We start from the raw sequence: 18,788 nt of genomic DNA on the forward strand, positions 1-18,788 counted from the left end.
GTACTCCTTACTCAGTGCCGAACTTAGTTGCCGACTAGGGCCACCGAGACACCGGCGGCATCCAGCGCCTCGTACAAACCCGGCTCGAGCTCACGGCCGGTGAAGACCGTGTCGAACGCCTTGAGGTCGGTGAGAAAATGCAGCGCCGTGCGGCCGAACTTGCCGTGATCGACCAGCAAATATTTGCGGGTTGCCGCCGCCATCATCAGCCGCTTGGCCAGCACCACCTCCTGGTCCTGGTGGAAGGCGGAGGCGCCATGGATGGCCGATGAGGACAGGAAGGCGACGTCGGCGCGCAGCGATTTGAGCGAAGCCTCGGCCAGCAGGCCGAAGAAGCCGTGGAACTTCTTGCTGTATTGGCCGCCGAGCGCGATCAGGTTGATCCCGCCGGCGCCGGCCAGGTCCTGGATGACGGCCAGATTGTTGGAGATCACCGTCAGCGGCCGCAGATCGGCGAGATGGCGCGCAATGCCGCCTGCCGTCGAGCCATCGTCGATGATCACCGTCTGGCCGGGTTCGATCATGGCCACGGCGGCTGCCGCCAGGCGCTGCTTTTCCTCGGTCGCCTGCTTCTGCCGGTAGCGGAAATCGCTTTCGAACAGACTGCTCGGCTGGATCGAGGCGCCGCCGCGCACCTTGCGCAAAAAACCGCTTTCCTCGAGCTCGTCGAGGTCGCGGTGAACCGTCATCTTCGAGACGCCAAAGCGCAGAGCGAGGTCGTCGACGCCGGCCTGACCGGCGTCCATCAGAAACTCCATAATGCCTTGCCGCCTGATATCGCTCTTCATCGCCGCCGACCGCCACCGCCGAAGCGTGGCTCCTTGATCGAAGTTCAGATATAACAGCTATCGTCGCAAAAGTACCAAATATTTTGTGATAATGGGACAATTTCTTGGGATATTCCGCTTGCCCTGATCGCGGCGCTGTAACAAGAATTGCTGCCGGGACGGTCTGTCACGGTTGCGGTTGCGCCGAAATCCGGCCAGAAGCATCGGTGGGCTGGACGATGCGCGGACAGTCCGCAACCACAGGTTTGAAACCAGATACGGGAGACTATTCGTTGGCTCGCATCACACTGAGACAATTGCTCGATCACGCCGCCGAATACGGCTATGGCGTGCCGGCCTTCAACATGAACAACATGGAACAGGGCCTCGCCATCATGGAGGCGGCGGAAGAGACCAAATCGCCTGTCATCCTGCAGGCAAGCCGCGGTGCGCGCGCCTATGCCAATGATGTGGTGCTGGCCAAGCTGATCGACGCGCTGGTCGAAATCCACCCCGACATCCCGGTCTGCATGCATCTCGACCACGGCAACAACGAAGCCACCTGCGTCACCGCGATCCAGTACGGCTTCACCTCGGTGATGATGGACGGCTCGCTCAAGGAAGACGGCAAGTCGCCGGCCGACTACGCCTATAATTCGGGCATCACCAAGCGCGTCGTCGACATGGCGCATTGGGGCGGCGTGTCGGTCGAAGGCGAGATCGGCGTGCTGGGATCGCTGGAGAGCGGCGGCGGCGAGCAGGAAGACGGCCACGGTGTCGAGGGCGCGATCAGCCACGACCAGCTGCTGACCGATCCGGAACAGGCGGTGGAGTTCGTCAAGGACACGCATGTCGATGCGCTGGCGGTGGCCATGGGCACCAGCCATGGCGCCTACAAATTCTCGCGCAAGCCGGACGGCGCGGTGCTGGCGATGAACGTCATCGAGGAGATCCATCGCCGCCTGCCGAACATGCATCTGGTCATGCATGGTTCGTCCTCGGTGCCGGAGGACCTGCAGGAGATCATCAACAAATATGGCGGCCAGATGAAGCCGACCTGGGGCGTGCCGGTGGAAGAGATCCAGCGCGGCATCAAGCACGGCGTGCGCAAGATCAACATCGACACTGACAACCGCATGGCGCTGACCGGCGCCATCCGCAAGGTGCTGACCGAAAACCCGAGCGAGTTCGACCCGCGCAAGTACCTGACGCCGGCAATGGCGGCCATGCGCAAGCTCTGCAAGGAGCGCTTCGAGCAGTTCGGCACCGCCGGCAATGCACCGAAGATCAAGCCACTGCCGGTCTGGGAAATGGCCAAGCGCTACAAATCGGGCAGCCTCGATCCGAAATTCGGCTGAGTTCTGGCGACTTCAAATCTGCTGAATTCAACGGGCAGGAGCCGCATCGGCCCCTGCCCGTTTTTTCATTTGGCCTTTGGCAGAAGATCGGACCTGCCTGTCTCGATGAACGGCGCCCAGTAGTCGACGGACTCGCGGATCATGGCGACGACCTGATGGTCGACCGGCTCACGCTCGCGAAACGACAGTTCGAGGCAGATCTCGTTGTCGGTGCCGCCGCCGCGCCGCACCGTCTCCAGCAGTTTTTCCGGCGTGATGCGGCCGTCCCGGTTGTAAGTGGCGGTGAACGGCCAATGGCCGCCCTTGTTCATCGACGACTGCTTGACGTGGATGATCGGCGATTTCCGGGGAAAGGCCTCGGCCCAGGCATAGGGATCGATGTCGGCGGGATTGCTTGATGTGACGTCGCCATGGTCGATATCGACCATCATCTCCAGCGGAATGGCCATGCCGGCGGCGTCGATCGCACCTTGCAGCATCCGGCAGCTCTCGATGGTGTGGCCGAATTCGCGGCCGACGGACATCTGCTCCCAGAACAGGTAGGTCAGGCCCGCCGCCTTGGCGTGCTCGGCGACCTCGCGCCAGCAGTCCAGCGCGATGTCGAACAGCCGCGCACGGCGCGCTGGATCGTCAAAGTCGCGATGGGTGAAGATGGCGAACTGCGTGCCCATGCCGCTGGCACCAAGCTCGGCCGAAATGTCGGCAAAGGTCTTGAACCAGTCGACATAGTAGCGGCGCACATCGGCGTCGGGGTGGCCGAAATGATTGAGCCGGCCGTAAGGACCGGTCATGCCCGAGGTGACGCGCACGCCGGTGCGGGTGAGCGCGCCGCGGAACAGGCGGACGAATTTGACGATCGTCGCCGCCGGCCAGCCCGGATTGACGAATTCATGCGTGAGCTGCACGTCCCGAATGCCGATGTCATAGGCGATGGTGTCGATCAGGTCGTCCGGATCGGCGAAGCGATTGACCAGCGGATTGGTGTTGAGGGAGAGCGTGAAGGCCAAGGCTGCTATCCCTCCTCAACGCTGGCGCGGGGTGGTGGCGGCGAATGCCGTCATTGCAGCGTCACCCCCTCGCGGTTGAGTTGCTGGCGGTATTTTTCGGCGTCCCAGTTCAGCAGTTCGGCATTCTCCTTCGGGCTGAGATAGTTGACGCGCGCCGCACCATCGACGCGCGCGGCGACATCGGCCAGGCAGCGTGCCATCGCTTCGGCGCCGGCATTGGCATCCCTGCGCATCAGCACACCCTTGCCTGGAAAGAGAATGGATGTCGGCGCGGCGGCGGTGCGGGCGACGACCGCCGCGGCGTTCTCGCCGGGGCCGGCGATCACCGAGCCGACACCGAGGAAGATGACATGATCCGGATAGAGGCTGCCGGAAGCGGCGATGCGGCAACTGGCGAGATCGGTCGCGACAGCATGCGCAGCCGCCGAGGCCGGCAACCGGTAGTCGCTGCCGGCGGCGAGCCTCAGCAGCGCGTCGAGATCGGGCAGCGGAGCCGATCGCGGCGGCCGCGCGAGCAGCCCGGTCACCCGTTGCAGCAGCAAGGCTGCTTCGGCGACCGTATCGGCGGCGACCACCAGCCCGTGATTGCCGAGCACCAGCACGTTGGTCGCAGGCTTCAGCCGCTCGGCGATCCCCTGCGCCAGCGGCAGGCCGGGCCGGCGATAGGACACGAACACCCAATCGAGGCCGCGCAGGCGCTCCTCCAGCAGGGCTTCGGCGTTGGCCTGGACGGCAATCGAGATCGTCTCGACACAATGGACGTGGACGACGATCTTCTGCTGGAGCAGCGCGTGCACCGTCGTCTCGATGGAGGGTCGCAGCTGGCGGGGGTTGAGGTCCGCCAGCGTGAACTGTCCGGCCGTCTCGGCCGCTGGGCTCCGCTGCGCCACGGCATCGAGCAATGGCGCCAGCGCGACCGGCACCATGATCTCATCGTCGCGCGCGTTCTTCAGCCAGGTGCCCGAGGCTTTGATCCACAGCACGCCGGCCTGCTTGATGGAGGTGTTGCCGCCGGCGCCCTGGACCAGCAGCGGGTCGGCGCCGATTCTGGCCGACAAGGAGCGCAGCATGCGGAATTCACTGGTGCCAGTGTCGACGAGGCGCCCCATCAGCCTGCCCTCGCCAGCCGGTTCGCGCACCAATGCTCGAAAGCCGCCCTCTCCTCGGCGGACAGATGCAGGCCATGCTTGGTGCGCCGTTCGAGAATATCGGCTGAGGTCACCGCCCATTCCCGGTCGAAGAGATAATTGGCCTCGCGCTCGAAGAAATCCTTGCCGAAGCAGCGCCCGAGTTCATCGAGCGAACGCGCCGCGCCAACCAAAGCCCGTGTCCTGGTGCCGTAGAGCCGGCCGTAATGCTTGAGCAGCGATGCCGGCATCCACGGATACTCCCGTCCGAGATCGCCGAGAAACTGTTCGAAATCGGCATTGGCAATGTCGCCGCCGGGCAGATACGCCTTCGCTGTCCAGGGCTTGCCCATACGGGGAAAGAACGGAGCGATCCTGTCCAGCGCATGCTCGGCCAGTTTGCGGAAAGTGGTGATCTTGCCGCCGAAGACGGAGAGCAGCGGCGCCTGCGCGTCTGGCGCGTCGAGCTCGAAAATATAGTCGCGGGTGACGGCACTGGGGTTGTCGGCATTGTCGTCATAGAGCGGCCTGACGCCGGAGAAAGAATAGACGACATCGCCGCGCGCCAGGCCGCGCTTGAAATAGCGGTTGACCACCTTGATCAGGTAATCGATCTCGCTCTCATCCGCCCCCACATCCTCGGGCCGGCCCTCATAGGGAATGTCGGTGGTGCCGATCAGCGCGAGATCGTTCTGATAGGGGTTGATGAAGATCACGCGCTTGTCGCTGTTCTGGATGAGATAGGCCTGCCGCCCCTCCCAGAATTTCGGCACGACGATGTGGCTGCCCTTGACCAGGCGGACATTGCGCCTGGAGTTCTGGCCGGCAACGCGGTTGACGATGTCGTTGACCCAGGGGCCGGCGGCATTGATTAGTGCGCGGGCCCGAACGACCGTCCTGATGCCCGTCCTGCCATCCTGCATCTCGACAACCCAGACGCCGTTCTCGCGGCGGGCGGCATTGCAAACGGTGCGGGTGAAAACCTGCGCGCCGCGCTCGGCGGCGTCGAGCGCATTGATGACGACGAGACGGGCATCGTCGACCCAGCAGTCGGAATATTCGAAACCGCGCTTGAACGCATCCTTGATCGGCGCGCCCTCGGGCGCGGTGCGCAGGTTGAGCGTGCGGGTGGCCGGCAGCCGCTTGCGGCCGCCGAGATGGTCGTAAAGGAACAGGCCGAGCCGCACCAGCCAGGCCGGCCGGTCGTCGGGGCTGTGGGGCAGCACGAAGCGCATCGGCCAGATGATGTGCGGCGCCGATTCCAGCAGCACCTCGCGCTCGATCAGCGCTTCGCGCACCAGGCGGAACTCGTAATATTCGAGATAGCGCAGGCCGCCATGGACGAGCTTGCCCGAGCGTGAGCTGGTGCCTTCGGCGAGATCGTCCTTTTCGCACAGGATGACCGAAAGGCCGCGGCCGGCGGCATCGCGCGCGATGCCGGCGCCGTTGACGCCGCCGCCGATGACGAAGAGGTCGACGATTTCCGGACCGCCGTTCATGTCGCCGTGGCCTCGATGCCGGTTTGATGCGTCATGGCGGCTGCCTCAGCACGGATTGACCGGAGGCAGCCCGGCGAGGTAGCGGCGCACCTCTTCGGCGGCCTGTTCGGCGGCATAGGTGACGGTGCGCACCGAAGCGCCGGCGATGTGCGGCGTCAGCGTCACATTGGGAAGCTGCAGCAACGGCCAGTCCGATGGCACCGGCTCGACGGCGAACGTCTCCAGCATGGCGCTGGCGATCTGGCCTGAAATAAGCGCCTCGTAGAGCGCGTCATAGTCGACCAGTGGCCCGCGCGCAGTGTTGACGAAGATCACGCCAGGCTTCATCCGAGCGATGGTGTCCTTGCCGATCAGGCCGCGCGTCTCCTCGGTCACCCGCGAATGCAGCGTGACGACATCGGAGCGGGACAGGAGATCGTCCAGCGCGACGAGCTCGACGCCGGCGTTGCGGTCTTCAGCGCTCAACTGCACATAGGGATCGCTGACCAGGACGTGGCAGCCGAAGGCACGCAGCAGGCGGACCACCTTGGTGCCGATATTGCCATAGCCGACGACGCCGACGGTCATTTCGCTGAGTTCGCGGCCGGTGCGGTCGGCGCGGTAGAGATCGCCGCGCCACTCGCCCTTGCGCAAGGCCTCGTGGCCGACCCGGATCAGTCGCGTCTCGGCCAGGATGGCGCCGATGGTGAACTCGGCGACGGCAGTGGCGTTGCGGCCAGGCACATTGACCACGGTGATTCCGTGCGCCCTGGCAGCAGCCATGTCGATATTGATCGGGCCGCCGCGCGAAACCGCGACCAGCTTGAGATCAGGCAGGCGCCGCATCATACCCTCCGACAGCGGAGCCAACTGGGTGACGAGGATCTCGGCATCGCCGATGAAATCGACGACCTCGTCGGGGTGGCCGAAATATTCCTTGACCCTGTCGAGGCCGAGCGCCGGATTGCCGAACTCCATCGGCTCGTCGGGCCAGGCTGTCTGCAATGTCCTGATGTCGAGGTCGCCGCTCGCGACCTTCTCGATTTTGGCGCGAAACACCTCCGGCAGCATGAAGTTGTCGCCAATGATCGCTATTTTCTTACGCATACTCGACTTCTCAATTTGCCTGCACTGAAGCCATCGCGCGCCAGACCGGCCGCAACGCCTGGTGCGCCAACATGTAGGACGGGGTCATCTTGTCGTAGATCGCGGCGAGGCTGCGGTCGCTCGGCTCAGCCTCGCCAAGCAGCGGCGTCACCCATTCGCCGACGCACGCATCCATGGACGGGTAGAGACCGACGCAGACCGCGGCGATCATCGCCGCGCCCGCCGCGCCCGCCTCCTCGCGCGCGCTGGTGCGAATATCGGCGCCCACCGCCGCACCGAGGATCTTGCGCAGCGCCGGGCTTCGGGCGGCGCCACCGGTCAGGCGGACTTCGCGCGGCAGCGGCCCCATCGCCGCGTAGCAATCGCGCGCCGCGAAGGCCAACCCTTCGAAGACGGCGCGGACGAGGTCGGCATAACCGTGCCGCGAGGAAATGCCGACGAACCCGGCTCGGGCATTGGCATCGACGAACGGCCCCCGCTCACCCGCCTCCGACACATAGGGCTGATAGAGCAGCGAGGCGGGCTGCGCGGCAGCGATCCAGGCGTCGACAAGCGCGATCATCTCGCCATTGCTGCGCGAAATGCCTTGCGAGGCGAGAATGCCGGAGGCGAGCCCAAGCACCCAGTCGATGTTGAGCGTCGCCGCCATGTTCGACTGCATCTGCGCGAACACGCCGGGCGCCGGCATCGCCATCGTATAGCCCGTCGCCGCGTCGTTCAGCTGCACATCGTCGGGGGTCTCGGCCAACCGCATATGCATGCCGGTGGAGCCGATGATCGAGCAGCCCGGCTTGCGCTTGCGGTCGAGCAGGCCGGCGCCGAGCGCGGTGCAGACGACGTCGGCATAGCCGAGCACGACGGGTGTGCCCGCCAGCATTCCGGTGGCGTCGGCGGCCGCCTGCGACAGCCCGGTGCTGTGCCTGGTGCCGTCGACGATCGGCGGCAGCAGATGCCTGAGATCGGCGACACCAAGCACGTCGAGCACCTCGTCGCTATAGTCGCGGGTGTGGAAGTCGCCGAAGGTAAAGGTGCCCTCGGACGGATCGGTGGCGCGTTCGCCGGTCAGCCTGAAATAGAGCCAGTCCTTGCAGTGGAACGCGGTTGCCGCCTTGCCAAGCATTTCGGGCATGGTGCGCTTCATGAACACGAATTGCGAACCCTGCTGGCAGGCGGCGAGCCCGCTGCCGGTCTTTTCGAAACGGAGCCGGTCCTCGGGCCGCGCGCGGATCTCCTCGACGACGGCGGCGGCGCGCGCGTCGAGCCAGAGCCAGCCCTTCGCCACCGGCTCGCCCTTGCCATCGATCAGCCAGGTGCCGTCGCCTTGCCCGGTCACCGCGATCGCCACCGTCCGGCTGGCGAGGTCCGGCACCTTGTCGGCGAGTTGGCGCAGGGTTGTAGCGGCATCACTCCATGTGCGCGCCAGATCCTGTTCGGCGCCGCCACCCGGCAGTGTTTCATAGTGGTTGGGCAGGGCGGCCGCGGCAATCTGCCGGCCCGCAATGTCGAAGGCGATGGACTTGATGACGGATGTGCCGGCATCGATGCCAATCAGTATATCGCGCATCAGGCAAGCTCCATGCCGTGCGAGATCGCCTCGCCGCTCGCCTGGTCGAAGACGTGCAGGTTCTTCGGATCGATGCTGACATTGATCGCTGCACCCAGATCGAGACGCGTGCGGTCATGTTCGACCAGCACCAGCGAGCCGCCGGCGAAGTCGGCGGCGATATGGGTCTGGTCGCCGAGCCACTGGTTGGCCGAAACCCTGGCGGGAACACCTTCCTTCGAGCGCCGGACCGCGTAAGGCCTGATGCCGATCACAACCCGTTCGCGACTGAGCAATTGGTCGCGAACCGGAGCGCTGAAGGCGTCCTTGTCGTAATCGAGCGACAGGCCGTCGGGCAGCCTGAGATTGATGCGGCCGGCGGCCGTGCCGACATAGGCCTCGAAGACGTTCATCGGCGGTTCGCCGACAAAAGTGCCCGTGAACAGGTTCGCCGGGCGCTCCTTGATCCGGTCAGGCGTGTCGAACTGCTGCAGCACGCCGCCCTCCATCACGGCGATGCGGTCGGCAAGCGCATTGGCCTCGGTCTGGTCGTGGGTGACCAGGATCGCGGTCAGGCCGCGCTCCTTGATGAAATGCTTGATGCGACCGCGCAGCACGGCGCGCAGCTGCGGTTCGAGCTGCCCCATCGGCTCGTCCAGGAGATGCAGGTCGGCCTCGCGGATCAGCGCCCGGCCAAGGCTGGCGCGTTGCTGCTGGCCGCCGGAGATGGAGCTCGGATAACGCTCCAGTATGTCCTCGATCTCGAGCAGCTTGGCGATGCTGGCGACCTTGGCGTCGACCTCGCTCTTGGGCAGCCTTGCCGCCTTCAGCGCGAAGGCCATGTTCTCGCGCACGGTGAGCGGCGGGTAGAGCGAGTAGCCTTCGAAGGCCATCGCCACATTGCGCTTGACCGGCGACAAGGTGTGCACCTGACGACCGCCGACAGAGATGGTGCCGCGTGATACTTCCTCGAAGCCGGCGATCATGCGCAGCGTCGAAGTCTTGCCGCAGCCGGAAGAGCCAAGCAGCGCCACGATCTCGCCCTTGGCGATTTCCATGGTCAGGCTCTTGACGGCGTGCACGCCGCGGTCGATCGGGCCATAGAACTTGTCGACGCCTGAAATGGTGAGTGCGCTCTGGCTCATGCCGCTTCTCCATTGCGCAAACTGACGACGTTTTTCGAACCGATGCGGTCGCCGCTGGCATGATCGAACAACAAGGCGCTCTTGCCATCGACGGCGATATGGGCCTTGCCCTCGCTGCGGCCCGGCGTTCCGGCCGGGCGCGAGACCAGGATCTCGCGGCCGCGCACGGTGCGCACCAGCGTGACGATCTTTTCGTTGAGTGGCGTCTCGGCCTCGACCGTCACCGGAATGGCGCCCGGGATGCCCTCCTCGACGAAGCTCAGCGCTTCGGGCCGCAGGCCGATCACACAGTCGCGGCCGACCGCCGTGTCGTAGGCACCGGCGAGATGGACCTGGACATTGGACAGGCCGACATAGATGCCCTTGGCGTCACGCGAAGGCTTGACGTCTAGCAGGTTGATGGTCGGGTCGCCGAACAGCCGCGCGATCTCGATGTTGGCCGGCTCGCGATAGATTTGCTCGGGCGTGCCGAGCTGCCGGATGACGCCTTGCGACATCACCGCGATGCGGTCACCAAGCGCCATGGCTTCCTTGTAGTCCTGGGTGACGTAGACGACGGTGGCGCCGCGATCGGCAAGCAGGCGCGGCAGTTCGAGCCGCATCTCGAAACGCAGCTTGGCATCGACATTGCGCAAGGGATCGTCGAGCAGCAGAAGCGGCGGCGAGCCGACCAGCGCACGGGCGAGTGCCGTGCGCTGTTTCTGGCCATTGGAGAGCGCGCGCGGCTTGTGGGAGAGCACATGGGCGATCTTCAACAGCTTGGCGACGCTCTCGACGCCGGCCTTGATCGCGCCCTGCGAGGACCGCTTGGCCTCCAGCGGCGTGGCGATGTTGTCGAACGCGGTCATATGCGGAAACAGCGCGAAATTCTGGAACGCCATGCCAATGCCGCGGAACTCCGCATCGACATCGGTCATGTCGTCGCCGCCAATGAATATCTTGCCCTCATCCGGGTCGATGACGCCGGCAACAAGCCGCAGCAGCACCGTCTTGCCGGCGCCGGACGGTCCGAACAGCACAAGGGTTTCGCCATCGGCCACGGTCAACGACAGATTGTCGAGGACGGTCTGGCTCTTGTAGCGCTTGACGATGTTTCTGAGTTCGAGACTGGCCATGTCTATCCTTTCACCGCGCCGAGCGAGAGGCCTTCGACCAGATAGCGCTGTGCATAGAGGGCGAGCGCCAGTGTCGGCGTGATCGAGAGCACGATGGCTGCCGAAATCTGGCCGTACTGTATGCCCGAGGAGGTGATGAAGGCGAGCGCGCCGACCGTCACCGGCTGCTTGTCGGCCGAGGCCAGCACCAGCGCGAAGACGAAATTGTTCCAGGCGAAGATGAAGGCGAGCAGGCCGGCGGCGGCGATGCCGGGGCCGGCGAGCGGCAGCGCGATCTTACGGAAGGTGGCGAACCAGGAATGGCCGCCGATGCGGTAGGCGTATTCGATGTCGGCGGGGATATCTTCGAAATAGCCGCGCACGATCCACAGGATCAGCGGCAGGCAGATCAGCTGGTAGACCCAGATCAGGCCGATATAGGTGTTGGCGAGCCCGAGCTTCTGGAAATAGAGGGTGAGCGGCAACAGCACCAGGAGCGCCGGCGCGAACTTGAACGACAGCAGCGTGAAGGCGATGTCCTCCGAGCCGCGGAACTTGTGCCGCGCGAAGGCGTATGCCGCCGGGACGCCGAGCAGCAGCGAGACCGCCACCGAGGTCACCGACAGGAACACCGAATTCCAGAGGTTGCGCATGAAGGCGATGTCGAGCGTGCCGGCGGCGGTCATCAGCTTGCCGGTGATCAGCGCCGTGTAGTTGGCGAGCGTCGGCTCGAAGATCAGCTGCGGGGGAATGCGCAGGATCGTCTCGTTGGTCTGGAACGACATCATGAATATCCAGACGATCGGGAACATGAAGAAGATCACCACCAGCGTCAGTGCCACGCCGCGCAGGATGCGTTCGAGCAAGGAGGTGTGTTCCATGTCAGCCTCCTATGCCTGACCACGGGCGCGTTCGCGCAGCCGCAGCCAGTTCTTGATGAAGATGTTGGAGAGGAAATAGGTGATCGCCCACAGGATGATCATCAGCGCCGCCGAGCGGCCGACATTGGTCGACTGGAAGAAGTTGAGGTAGGCCTCGACCTGGAAGACGGTCAGCGTGTCGCCAGGCCCTCCTTGCGTCATGGCGTAGATGATATCGAACTGCTGGATGGAATCGAGCAGGCGAAACAGCGTCGCGGTCAGGATATAGGGCGTCAGCATCGGCAGCGTAATGCGGAAGAAGACGAAACTCCTCGGCACGCCGTCGAGTGCCGCCGCTTCGAAGGGCTGCGTCGGCAGGCTGCGCAGGCCGGCGAGTAGCAGGATCATGATGAAGGGTGTGTAGACCCAGATGTCGACGAGCACGACGGTAAACAGCGCCGTCGACGGCGACGAGGCCCAGCGGAAATCCTGCAGCCCGATCAGGCTGGCGAGATAGCTCAGCACACCGAAGCCGGGATTGGTCATCAGCTTCCACATCAGCGCGGCAAGTGCGGGCGCCGTCATCAGCGGCATCAACAGCATGATCGAGATGAAATTGTTCAGCGTCGAGCGCTTCTGCAGCAGCAGGGCGATGGCGAGACCGAGAAGCAGTTCCAGCACGACGGTGGTGCCGGCATAGAGCAGCGACACCTTGAGCGTGTTCCAGAATTTTGGATCGGTGAAGAAGGAGATGTAGTTGTCGCCCCAGTTGAACTGCCGCGCCCAGGGCTGGCTCAACCGATAGCGCTGGAAGGAATAGACGACCGAGGTCAGGAATGGGATGAGAATGCCGATGCAGACGAGCAGAGCCGGCAGGCTGAGCACATAGGGCAGCACCCGCTTGCTGATCCTGAAGCCGGATGGCTTGGGCCTTTGCGATACCACCGCAGTCATCGAGCTGCTCCGTTGTTGCTGTCGCTTTGCCCTGCCGGCCGCCCAAGGGAGCAAGGCGACCGGTCGGGCGAAATAGCGGTCACCTTCCGGCACCGCATCGCAAACGTGAAAAGGTATGACGAGGGCCGGCCCGTCAAGCAGGCCGGCCCTCGTTGCGACTTAACCGAGGCCGGCTTCCTTGAGCTGGCCGTTGATGCTCTCGGCGAGCTTGTCGAGACCCTCGTCGACCGGCACTTCCTTGGCCACCATCTTCTGCAGCGTCGCCGCCCATTCGGTGGTGAGGTCGAAGAACAGCGGTTGCGCCGTGAACTTGATCGAGGCGCCCGGCGCCGAGGCGTCGAACATCTCGACATAACCGGGATAGCTCTTGTTCAACTTGTCACGGAACCCCTGGTCCTTCCAGACCGACTGGCGGACAGGATTGACGAAGTCCATCTTGGTGGCGCCGAACAACCCATGCTCCGGGCCCGAGGCCCATTGCATGAAGTACCAGGTGGCGTCCTTGTCTTTGGAGAAATTGGACATTGCCAGCGACCAGATCCAGATGTTGGGTGTCGCCGCCTTGGCTGCCGGATTGGCCTTGAAGTTCGCGAAAGCGAGCTTGCCGGCCATCTTGTTGTCGCCGCCATTCATGAAGTAGCCGAGGATGTCGGCGTCGAAGATCATCGCCGAGGCGCCGGCGCCGAGATCGGTACCGACCTGATACCAGGTGTAGGTCGACCAGTCCTTTGGACCGCTCTCCTGGATCATCTGCACCCACTGCTTGTGGAAAGCCTTGGATCCGGCGGTGTTCATCGCGGCCGACAGTTTGCCGTCGGCCGAGACGTTGAGGTCCTTCTGGTCGAAATTGGCATAGGCCGAGAGGAAGCCCGGATGGATCGTCGCCCAGGAGCGCGAGCCACGCACGCCGATGCCGTAGACACCGCCACCGACATCCTTGGTGAGCTTGGCCGCCGCGGCAACCATCTCGTCCATGCTGCCGGGAATGGTGACACCGGCCTTGTCGAACATCGCCTTGTTGTAGGTGATGTTGTTCTGTTCAAAGCCCCACGGAATGCACCACTGCTTGGCGTCGTCCGAACCCAGCGCGCCGCCCGGCTTGCCGTTCCAGGCACAGGAGTTCTTGACGCCGGGCAGGAAGTCGTCCCAGGCGTATTTCGGGTTGGTCTTGGCCGGATCCTTGATCCATTCGTTGAGGTCGGTGATCCAGCCGGCCGGGCCGTAAGTCCAGGTCATGTAGGCGCCGGTCATGAAGGCATCGTATTCGGACGAGCTTGCCGAAAGTGCTGCCGTGACCTTGTCGAAATAGACGTCTTCAGGAAACACGTCATAGACGACTTCCATGCCGGTCAGTTTCTTGAAGTTCTCGAGGTCGGCAATCATGGCATCGGCATAGGGATGCTTGTTGAGCAGGAGCTTGATGGTCTTGCCCTTGTGCGCCTGCCAGTCGAAATCCGCGGCAAGCGCGCGGGTCTGCCCCAGATTGAGCAGTGTACCGGCGGTGCCGGCGGCAAGGCCCATGGCACCCAGGCCCTTGATCAGCCCGCGACGGTCGACTTGTCCGCGCAGGAAGGCGTCAATGAGGTCTTTCTCTTTCTCATGCATTTCGTCTTCTCCTCCACAGGGTAGTTTCAACTAAAACTGATACCGGCTACCCGACCGGCGTCTCTTCCACGAGCGATCGCGCCGTCCGCTCGTCGGTTATCAGGCCCTTGAGATAGCGCCCCTCCAGCACCGACTTGATGGCGCGAACCTTGATCTTGCCGCCGGCGACGGCGACAATCCGGCGGCTGGCAATGTCCTCGCGCGTCAAGGCCAGCGCCCGGTCGGAAACGGTCGTCGCCACCGCCTTGCCGGCCTCGTCGAAGAAATGGCCGAGCAATTCGCCGACGCCGCCATTGTGGCGGATCTCCTCCATCTCGCCCTTCTCGATCATGCCGGTGGCAACCAGCGACGCCTCGCGTTCGGCGGTGCCGATGCCGGCGAACAAAAGGTCAGCGGATCGCGCCAGATCGAAAACCTCGCTGATGCCTTTTTGCCCAAGCAGGACGGTGCGGTCCTCCGCCGTGTTGGCGAACATCGGCACCGGCATGACATAGGCTTCGGCGCCGGTGCGTTCGGCGAGGCGATGAATGACATCATGCGGGTTGGCCGAGAATTTCCGCGTCAGGCCGCCAAGCAGCGAGACGAAGCGGATCTTGTCGGTCGAGGTGCGCGGCAGATACTCCACGCAGGCGGCAAGCGTGCGGCCATGGCCGACGCCGATCAGCGCCTCTTCGCCGCGCTCGATCTCGCGCTTGAGGAATTGCGCGCCGGCAATGCCGAGCGCCTTGAGCGGCAGATCCTCGGAATCGAAGTCCGGAACCACCTCGCAATAGTCGAGGCCGTAGCGGCGGGACAGTTCGTCTTCAAGCTCGACGCATTCCGACACTTCGCCGTCGATATAGACCTTCACCAGCCCTTCCTGGTTGGCCTTGGTGATGAGGCGGTGGGCCTTGAGGCTGGTCAGGCCCAGCCGCTTGGCGACCTCGGACTGGGTCAGGCCGCCGGCATAGTGAAGCCACGCGGCACGCGTCGCCATGCTGGTTTCATCGTCGCGCAGGAGACCGTTGCCGAACCCTACCATTTCCACCCTTTGATATTTTTATCAGTTGATGCAAAATTTTTCACAAGCCTCGACTAGAGTCAAGCGACCGATGGCGCAAATCACGACATGACGGCCGAAGCGGGCTTTGGCCGGCCGTCTGGCAATGTTCAGTGAGTGGGATACCAACAAGCCCCTCCGGGGTGCGTTTCAGCACTGCGGGCTTTTCAAGCTTGCCTTTGGGTTGCCGCTTTTGATCACGCCAGGCGCGTGGGTGAACGCGCCTTACGCGTCGGCCGCCAGACTGTCGGCCTCGGCGCGAACCAGCTTGATGTCGGCGCCTGCCGCCCATGCGCCGACATCTTCCCGTCGCAGGGCCGCCGCCATCATGTCGGGAAACAGACCCGGCGTGCAGGCGAAGACCGGAATGCCGAGCGCTGCCACCGACCCCGCCATCTTCGGGTCATAGCCCGGCCTGCCCTGGTCGGTCAGCGCCAGAAGCACCACGACATTGACGCCGGAGCGGACAAGTGCTGCCAGCCGCTGCAGCGATTCCTGGCCGTTGCCGCCTTCATAAAGGTCGGTGATCAGCACCATATGCGACTTGGTCGGCCGCTCGATGCGGTCGGCGCAATAGGCGACAGCCTGGTTGATGTCAGTGCCGCCGCCGAGTTGCACGCCGAACAGGACCTCGACCGGATCGCTGAGCTCCTCGGTCAGGTCGACGATCGCCGTATCGAAACAGACAAGCTTGGTCCGCACCACCGGCAAGGAAGTCATCACCGCGGCGAAGATCGAGGCGTAGATCACCGAACTTGCCATCGAGCCCGACTGGTCGACGCACAGCACCACCTCATCCAGATCGACCAGCCTTCGCTGCTTGCGCATGAAGCCGACCAGCTTCTCCGGCACGATCGTTTTGTGCTCGGCCTGGTAATGGCGAAGGTTGGCCGAGATGGTGCGCGGCCAGTCGATGTCGCGCTGGCGCGGGCGATTGGTGCGTTGCGACCGGTCGAGCGCGCCACGGATCGCCTCGGCGGTCTTCTGCTCCAGCCGCTGCATCAGCTTGGCGACGATATCGGCGATGATGCTGCGGGCAATATCCTTGGTCTTGGCCGGCATGACCGAGCGCAACGAGATCAGGTCGGCGACGAGATTGACGTCGGCCTCGATCGCGTTGAGGAATTCCGGCTCCATCAGCATCTGCTTCAGATTGAGCCGCTCGAAGGCATCCTTCTGGACGATTTGGACGACCTGCGCGGGAAAGAACGACCTGATGTCGCCCATCCATTGCGCCACTTTCGGCGCCGAGCGGCCGAGCCCGCCGCGCCGTTTGCGCGGGTCGGCTGCCGCATCGCCTGCGCCATCGCCGTAAAGCGCATCGAGCGCCGCCGACAGCCGCTTGTCGGTGTCGGACAGCGCCGACGAGGTTTCGTCATCGGCACCGATCGCCAGGCGCCAGCGGCGCTCCCGTCCGTCGCCGGCCGGCTCGGTTTCGCTGATGTCGGCCTCGTCATCCATTACCGTCCCCACTCATCAGCAGAGGTCCAAGCCGTTCCAGATGCCGGCGCCAGGCCTCGTCACCGTTGGGCGTCGGCGTCAGCCCGGCCGGCAGGCGCCTGGCGCGGCCAAGGACCGCTTCGATCAGCCGCCGCCGCTCCATCGAGTCGAGATGCGAAAAGACCCGGCGCAGCAGCGGCAAGTGCGCGATGAAGGCGTCTTCGTCGAGCGATTTGAGCCAGGCATCGACCGCTCCGCGCAGGCCTTCGTCATAGATCAGCCGCTGACCGGCTGTACTGAAGAAGCCCTCGAAAAACCCTGCGGCCTCGGCGACCGGCGTTCCCGGCGACAGGCGCCGCGCGATCAGGCCCGCTGCGGCTTCAGCGGACAAATCGCCGGCTTCGTAAAGCAAATGCGCGGCACAGCCCGCGACCAGCGCCGTCGATCGCGATCCGTCGAGCACGGCCGCCAGTCCATTGCGCCAGGCGTCCAGAACGTCCTGTTCCGGCTCGACCAGCTTGATCGCCTCATCCGCCTTGCGCATCGCGCCGACCAGCGCCGAGGAAGCCTGGGCATCGAGGTCGCGGGCGGCATAGGCAAGGGCAATGCCGCCTTCGACGATCAGCCGTTCCAGCAAACCGGACAAGCGGGCCGTTTCGGTCTTGCGGGCTTCGCCGTAGCGGATGATGTCGGCGAGCGGCGGCACCGATGCCAGGATTTCCAGGCATTCGCTGCTGCGCGCCGCGCGTTCCTCCAGTGCCGCCAAACCGGCGGACGAGGCCTCCGACAAATTGGCCGTGATGGCGCCCTGAACCAGCGCCGCCAGTGCGTCGAGCGATGTCGTGGCACCGATCATCTGGATCAGCCGGCCATTTGCGGCCTTTTCGATGGTCGGCCCATGGACCAGGTTATCGACCAGACGAACGGCGTATTCTGGCTCCCATGACAGCGTCCAGCGCTCGCGAAACGTGCCGCGGCTGCGGCCGCTGTCGGTCAGCTTGCCCCAATGCACGCCAAGCACGTTCAGCCGGTGCAGCAAGGTCGAGCGGAACAGCCCGCTTTCGCTGCGCAGGTCGACCGACAATTCGCGCGCCAGCGCCTCGGGCTTCAACCGCGCCGCCTTCTGGTTGCGCTGCAGATCCTCGATCAGCGGCGCCAGCGGGGTATCGGGTGGAATTTCACCGACATCGGCGCCCAGAAGCAGTTCGGCTTCGACCAGCGCCCACAGCACCGCTTCGCCGTTGAACAAAGCGGCGATCGCGGCATCGCGCAATTCCTCGAATCCGGGCTTTGGCCGCTCGCGAATCGCAGCCAGCGCGCGGGCCAGCCTCTCGGCTTCGATCAGCGAGGCGGTCGAGACCATGTGCCCCTTCCCCCGCAGCACCGCCGCGATCATGGCGAGCCACAGGGTGGCGGCGTCGTGCCGGCCCCGCGTGCGCCACAGATGCTTGCACCAGCCGGGCGCGACGACACCGGCGCCGTAACCGAAGCCGAGCGCCAGGCGCGGGCCCGTCCATGGCGCCCAGGTCATCGTGCTCTTGCGCCGGGCAAGCCCCTTGAGGAGCGCCTGATCCTCCTTCTGCGGACGCGTCGCCTGCAGCGCCGGCACATGGAAGGCGCCGCAGACGACAGCGATCGGCCCGTCAAATTCCTTGCGCGCGGCGGCGATTTCAAGCCGCATATGGGCTTCGCGTTTCGCCTCGAATTCGGCAAGCGGACCTTCGCCTTCGCGCAGCGTCGTCATCGCGTCGGCTATGGCGGCAAAGATCGGACCGGGCTCAGGGTTCTGCTCGATAATATCAGCCCACCAGCTCTCGCCATCCTCATAGCCGGCGGCCTGTGCCAGCGTGCCGATCGGGTCGCGCAGATGCGGTGCCATCTCGGTCTCGACCTTGGCTTCCGTTCCATCGGCGTCGGCTTTTTCCGCAGCCTCAACCGGTGCGACCCGCGCCGAAGACGGCAGATCGATGAACCGGACAGTCGCTTTGTTGGCGACGGCCCACAGCGTCGCCTGATACTCCGGCGAGAACTCGGCAAAGGGCCAGAAGCTCGTCGAGGCCGGATCGTCTTCGGGATAGCACAGCAGCGCCACCGGCGGCTGCATTTCGGGGCGGGCGAGCAATGGCAGCAGGGCCGAAGCGTCAGCCGGCCCTTCGATCAGCACGGCGACCGGTTTCAGTTCCAGCAACGCCTGCACCAGGCTGTCGGCGGAGCCGGGCCCGTGATGGCGTATGCCGAAATAGGAAGCGTCGCCCAGCGCCATG

15 protein-coding genes are annotated in these 18,788 nt (G+C 64.5%); 1 reads left to right on the forward strand and 14 read right to left on the reverse strand.

Annotation, left to right across the window (positions count from 1 at the left end; translation table 11 throughout):
* Positions 1–23: 23 nt before the first annotated feature.
* Positions 24–788, reverse strand: a complete 765-nt coding sequence (locus DBIPINDM_RS07335; protein ID WP_258585109.1) for a DeoR/GlpR family DNA-binding transcription regulator — start codon at positions 786–788, stop codon at positions 24–26.
* Positions 789–1,060: 272 nt separating this feature from the next.
* On the opposite strand from DBIPINDM_RS07335, the gene fba reads away from it, so the two are divergent.
* A complete protein-coding gene (fba, locus tag DBIPINDM_RS07340) occupies positions 1,061–2,125 on the forward strand; it encodes a class II fructose-bisphosphate aldolase (protein WP_258585110.1) in 1,065 nt (354 codons plus the stop codon).
* A gap of 65 nt (positions 2,126–2,190) precedes the next feature.
* Here the strand turns inward: fba and DBIPINDM_RS07345 are convergent, their stop codons facing one another.
* The 13 genes from DBIPINDM_RS07345 to DBIPINDM_RS07405 form a co-directional block, all read right to left on the reverse strand.
* The gene (locus DBIPINDM_RS07345) at positions 2,191–3,132 is read right to left on the reverse strand and encodes a sugar phosphate isomerase/epimerase family protein (RefSeq protein ID WP_258585111.1); all 942 of its coding nucleotides are present in this window, start codon (positions 3,130–3,132) and stop codon (positions 2,191–2,193) included.
* A 50-nt stretch (positions 3,133–3,182) separates the two neighbouring features.
* Positions 3,183–4,271, reverse strand: coding sequence for a class II aldolase (locus tag DBIPINDM_RS07350; protein ID WP_258585112.1), 1,089 nt, complete (start codon positions 4,269–4,271; stop codon positions 3,183–3,185).
* On the reverse strand, positions 4,241–5,758 hold the full coding sequence (locus DBIPINDM_RS07355; protein WP_258585113.1) for a glycerol-3-phosphate dehydrogenase: 1,518 nt from the start codon (positions 5,756–5,758) through the stop codon (positions 4,241–4,243). Before DBIPINDM_RS07355 ends, DBIPINDM_RS07350 begins: the two co-directional genes overlap by 31 nt.
* Before the next feature lie 45 nt (positions 5,759–5,803).
* Positions 5,804–6,844, reverse strand: a complete 1,041-nt coding sequence (locus tag DBIPINDM_RS07360; RefSeq protein WP_258585114.1) for a 2-hydroxyacid dehydrogenase — start codon at positions 6,842–6,844, stop codon at positions 5,804–5,806.
* 10 nt (positions 6,845–6,854) lie between these two features.
* A complete protein-coding gene (locus DBIPINDM_RS07365; protein ID WP_258585115.1) occupies positions 6,855–8,408 on the reverse strand; it encodes an FGGY-family carbohydrate kinase in 1,554 nt (517 codons plus the stop codon).
* Positions 8,408–9,532, reverse strand: a complete 1,125-nt coding sequence (locus DBIPINDM_RS07370; RefSeq protein WP_258585116.1) for an ABC transporter ATP-binding protein — start codon at positions 9,530–9,532, stop codon at positions 8,408–8,410. The genes DBIPINDM_RS07365 and DBIPINDM_RS07370 overlap by 1 nt, the downstream gene beginning before the upstream one ends.
* Positions 9,529–10,647 carry an ABC transporter ATP-binding protein gene (locus DBIPINDM_RS07375; protein ID WP_258585117.1) on the reverse strand — a complete coding sequence of 373 codons (1,119 nt, stop codon included), beginning with the start codon at positions 10,645–10,647 and terminating at the stop codon, positions 9,529–9,531. Before DBIPINDM_RS07375 ends, DBIPINDM_RS07370 begins: the two co-directional genes overlap by 4 nt.
* Positions 10,648–10,649: 2 nt before the next feature.
* The gene (locus tag DBIPINDM_RS07380; protein ID WP_013896836.1) at positions 10,650–11,507 is read right to left on the reverse strand and encodes a carbohydrate ABC transporter permease; all 858 of its coding nucleotides are present in this window, start codon (positions 11,505–11,507) and stop codon (positions 10,650–10,652) included.
* A 9-nt stretch (positions 11,508–11,516) separates the two neighbouring features.
* Entirely contained in the window at positions 11,517–12,440 is a 924-nt protein-coding gene (locus DBIPINDM_RS07385; protein ID WP_023777019.1) for a carbohydrate ABC transporter permease, read from the reverse strand.
* Between the two features lie 159 nt (positions 12,441–12,599).
* Complete coding sequence (locus tag DBIPINDM_RS07390) at positions 12,600–14,045, reverse strand: ABC transporter substrate-binding protein (RefSeq protein ID WP_258585118.1); 1,446 nt, start codon at positions 14,043–14,045, stop codon at positions 12,600–12,602.
* 46 nt (positions 14,046–14,091) lie between these two features.
* Positions 14,092–15,066, reverse strand: a complete 975-nt coding sequence (locus DBIPINDM_RS07395; RefSeq protein ID WP_258585119.1) for a sugar-binding transcriptional regulator — start codon at positions 15,064–15,066, stop codon at positions 14,092–14,094.
* A gap of 243 nt (positions 15,067–15,309) precedes the next feature.
* Complete coding sequence (locus DBIPINDM_RS07400; protein ID WP_258585120.1) at positions 15,310–16,545, reverse strand: VWA domain-containing protein; 1,236 nt, start codon at positions 16,543–16,545, stop codon at positions 15,310–15,312.
* Positions 16,538–18,787 carry a DUF5682 family protein gene (locus DBIPINDM_RS07405; RefSeq protein ID WP_258585121.1) on the reverse strand — a complete coding sequence of 750 codons (2,250 nt, stop codon included), beginning with the start codon at positions 18,785–18,787 and terminating at the stop codon, positions 16,538–16,540. Before DBIPINDM_RS07405 ends, DBIPINDM_RS07400 begins: the two co-directional genes overlap by 8 nt.
* Between the last annotated feature and the right edge of the window lies 1 nt (position 18,788).

Origin of the sequence: Mesorhizobium sp. AR02 (assembly GCF_024746835.1) — a bacterium.
Classification (GTDB): domain Bacteria; phylum Pseudomonadota; class Alphaproteobacteria; order Rhizobiales; family Rhizobiaceae; genus Mesorhizobium.

Excerpts from the sequence above, each read along its gene's own strand:
- DBIPINDM_RS07335 (WP_258585109.1), bottom strand. The coding sequence starts at position 788 with ATGAAGAGCGATATCAGGCGGCAAGGCATTATGGAGTTTCTGATGGAC.
- DBIPINDM_RS07360 (WP_258585114.1), bottom strand. The coding sequence starts at position 6,844 with ATGCGTAAGAAAATAGCGATCATTGGCGACAACTTCATGCTGCCGGAG.
- DBIPINDM_RS07370 (WP_258585116.1), bottom strand. The coding sequence starts at position 9,532 with ATGAGCCAGAGCGCACTCACCATTTCAGGCGTCGACAAGTTCTATGGC.
- DBIPINDM_RS07380 (WP_013896836.1), bottom strand. The coding sequence starts at position 11,507 with ATGGAACACACCTCCTTGCTCGAACGCATCCTGCGCGGCGTGGCACTG.
- DBIPINDM_RS07365 (WP_258585115.1), bottom strand. The coding sequence starts at position 8,408 with ATGCGCGATATACTGATTGGCATCGATGCCGGCACATCCGTCATCAAG.
- DBIPINDM_RS07375 (WP_258585117.1), bottom strand. The coding sequence starts at position 10,647 with ATGGCCAGTCTCGAACTCAGAAACATCGTCAAGCGCTACAAGAGCCAG.
- DBIPINDM_RS07385 (WP_023777019.1), bottom strand. The coding sequence starts at position 12,440 with ATGACTGCGGTGGTATCGCAAAGGCCCAAGCCATCCGGCTTCAGGATC.
- DBIPINDM_RS07405 (WP_258585121.1), bottom strand. The coding sequence starts at position 18,787 with ATGGCGCTGGGCGACGCTTCCTATTTCGGCATACGCCATCACGGGCCC.
- DBIPINDM_RS07395 (WP_258585119.1), bottom strand. The coding sequence starts at position 15,066 with ATGGTAGGGTTCGGCAACGGTCTCCTGCGCGACGATGAAACCAGCATG.
- DBIPINDM_RS07355 (WP_258585113.1), bottom strand. The coding sequence starts at position 5,758 with ATGAACGGCGGTCCGGAAATCGTCGACCTCTTCGTCATCGGCGGCGGC.
- DBIPINDM_RS07400 (WP_258585120.1), bottom strand. The coding sequence starts at position 16,545 with ATGGATGACGAGGCCGACATCAGCGAAACCGAGCCGGCCGGCGACGGA.
- DBIPINDM_RS07390 (WP_258585118.1), bottom strand. The coding sequence starts at position 14,045 with ATGCATGAGAAAGAGAAAGACCTCATTGACGCCTTCCTGCGCGGACAA.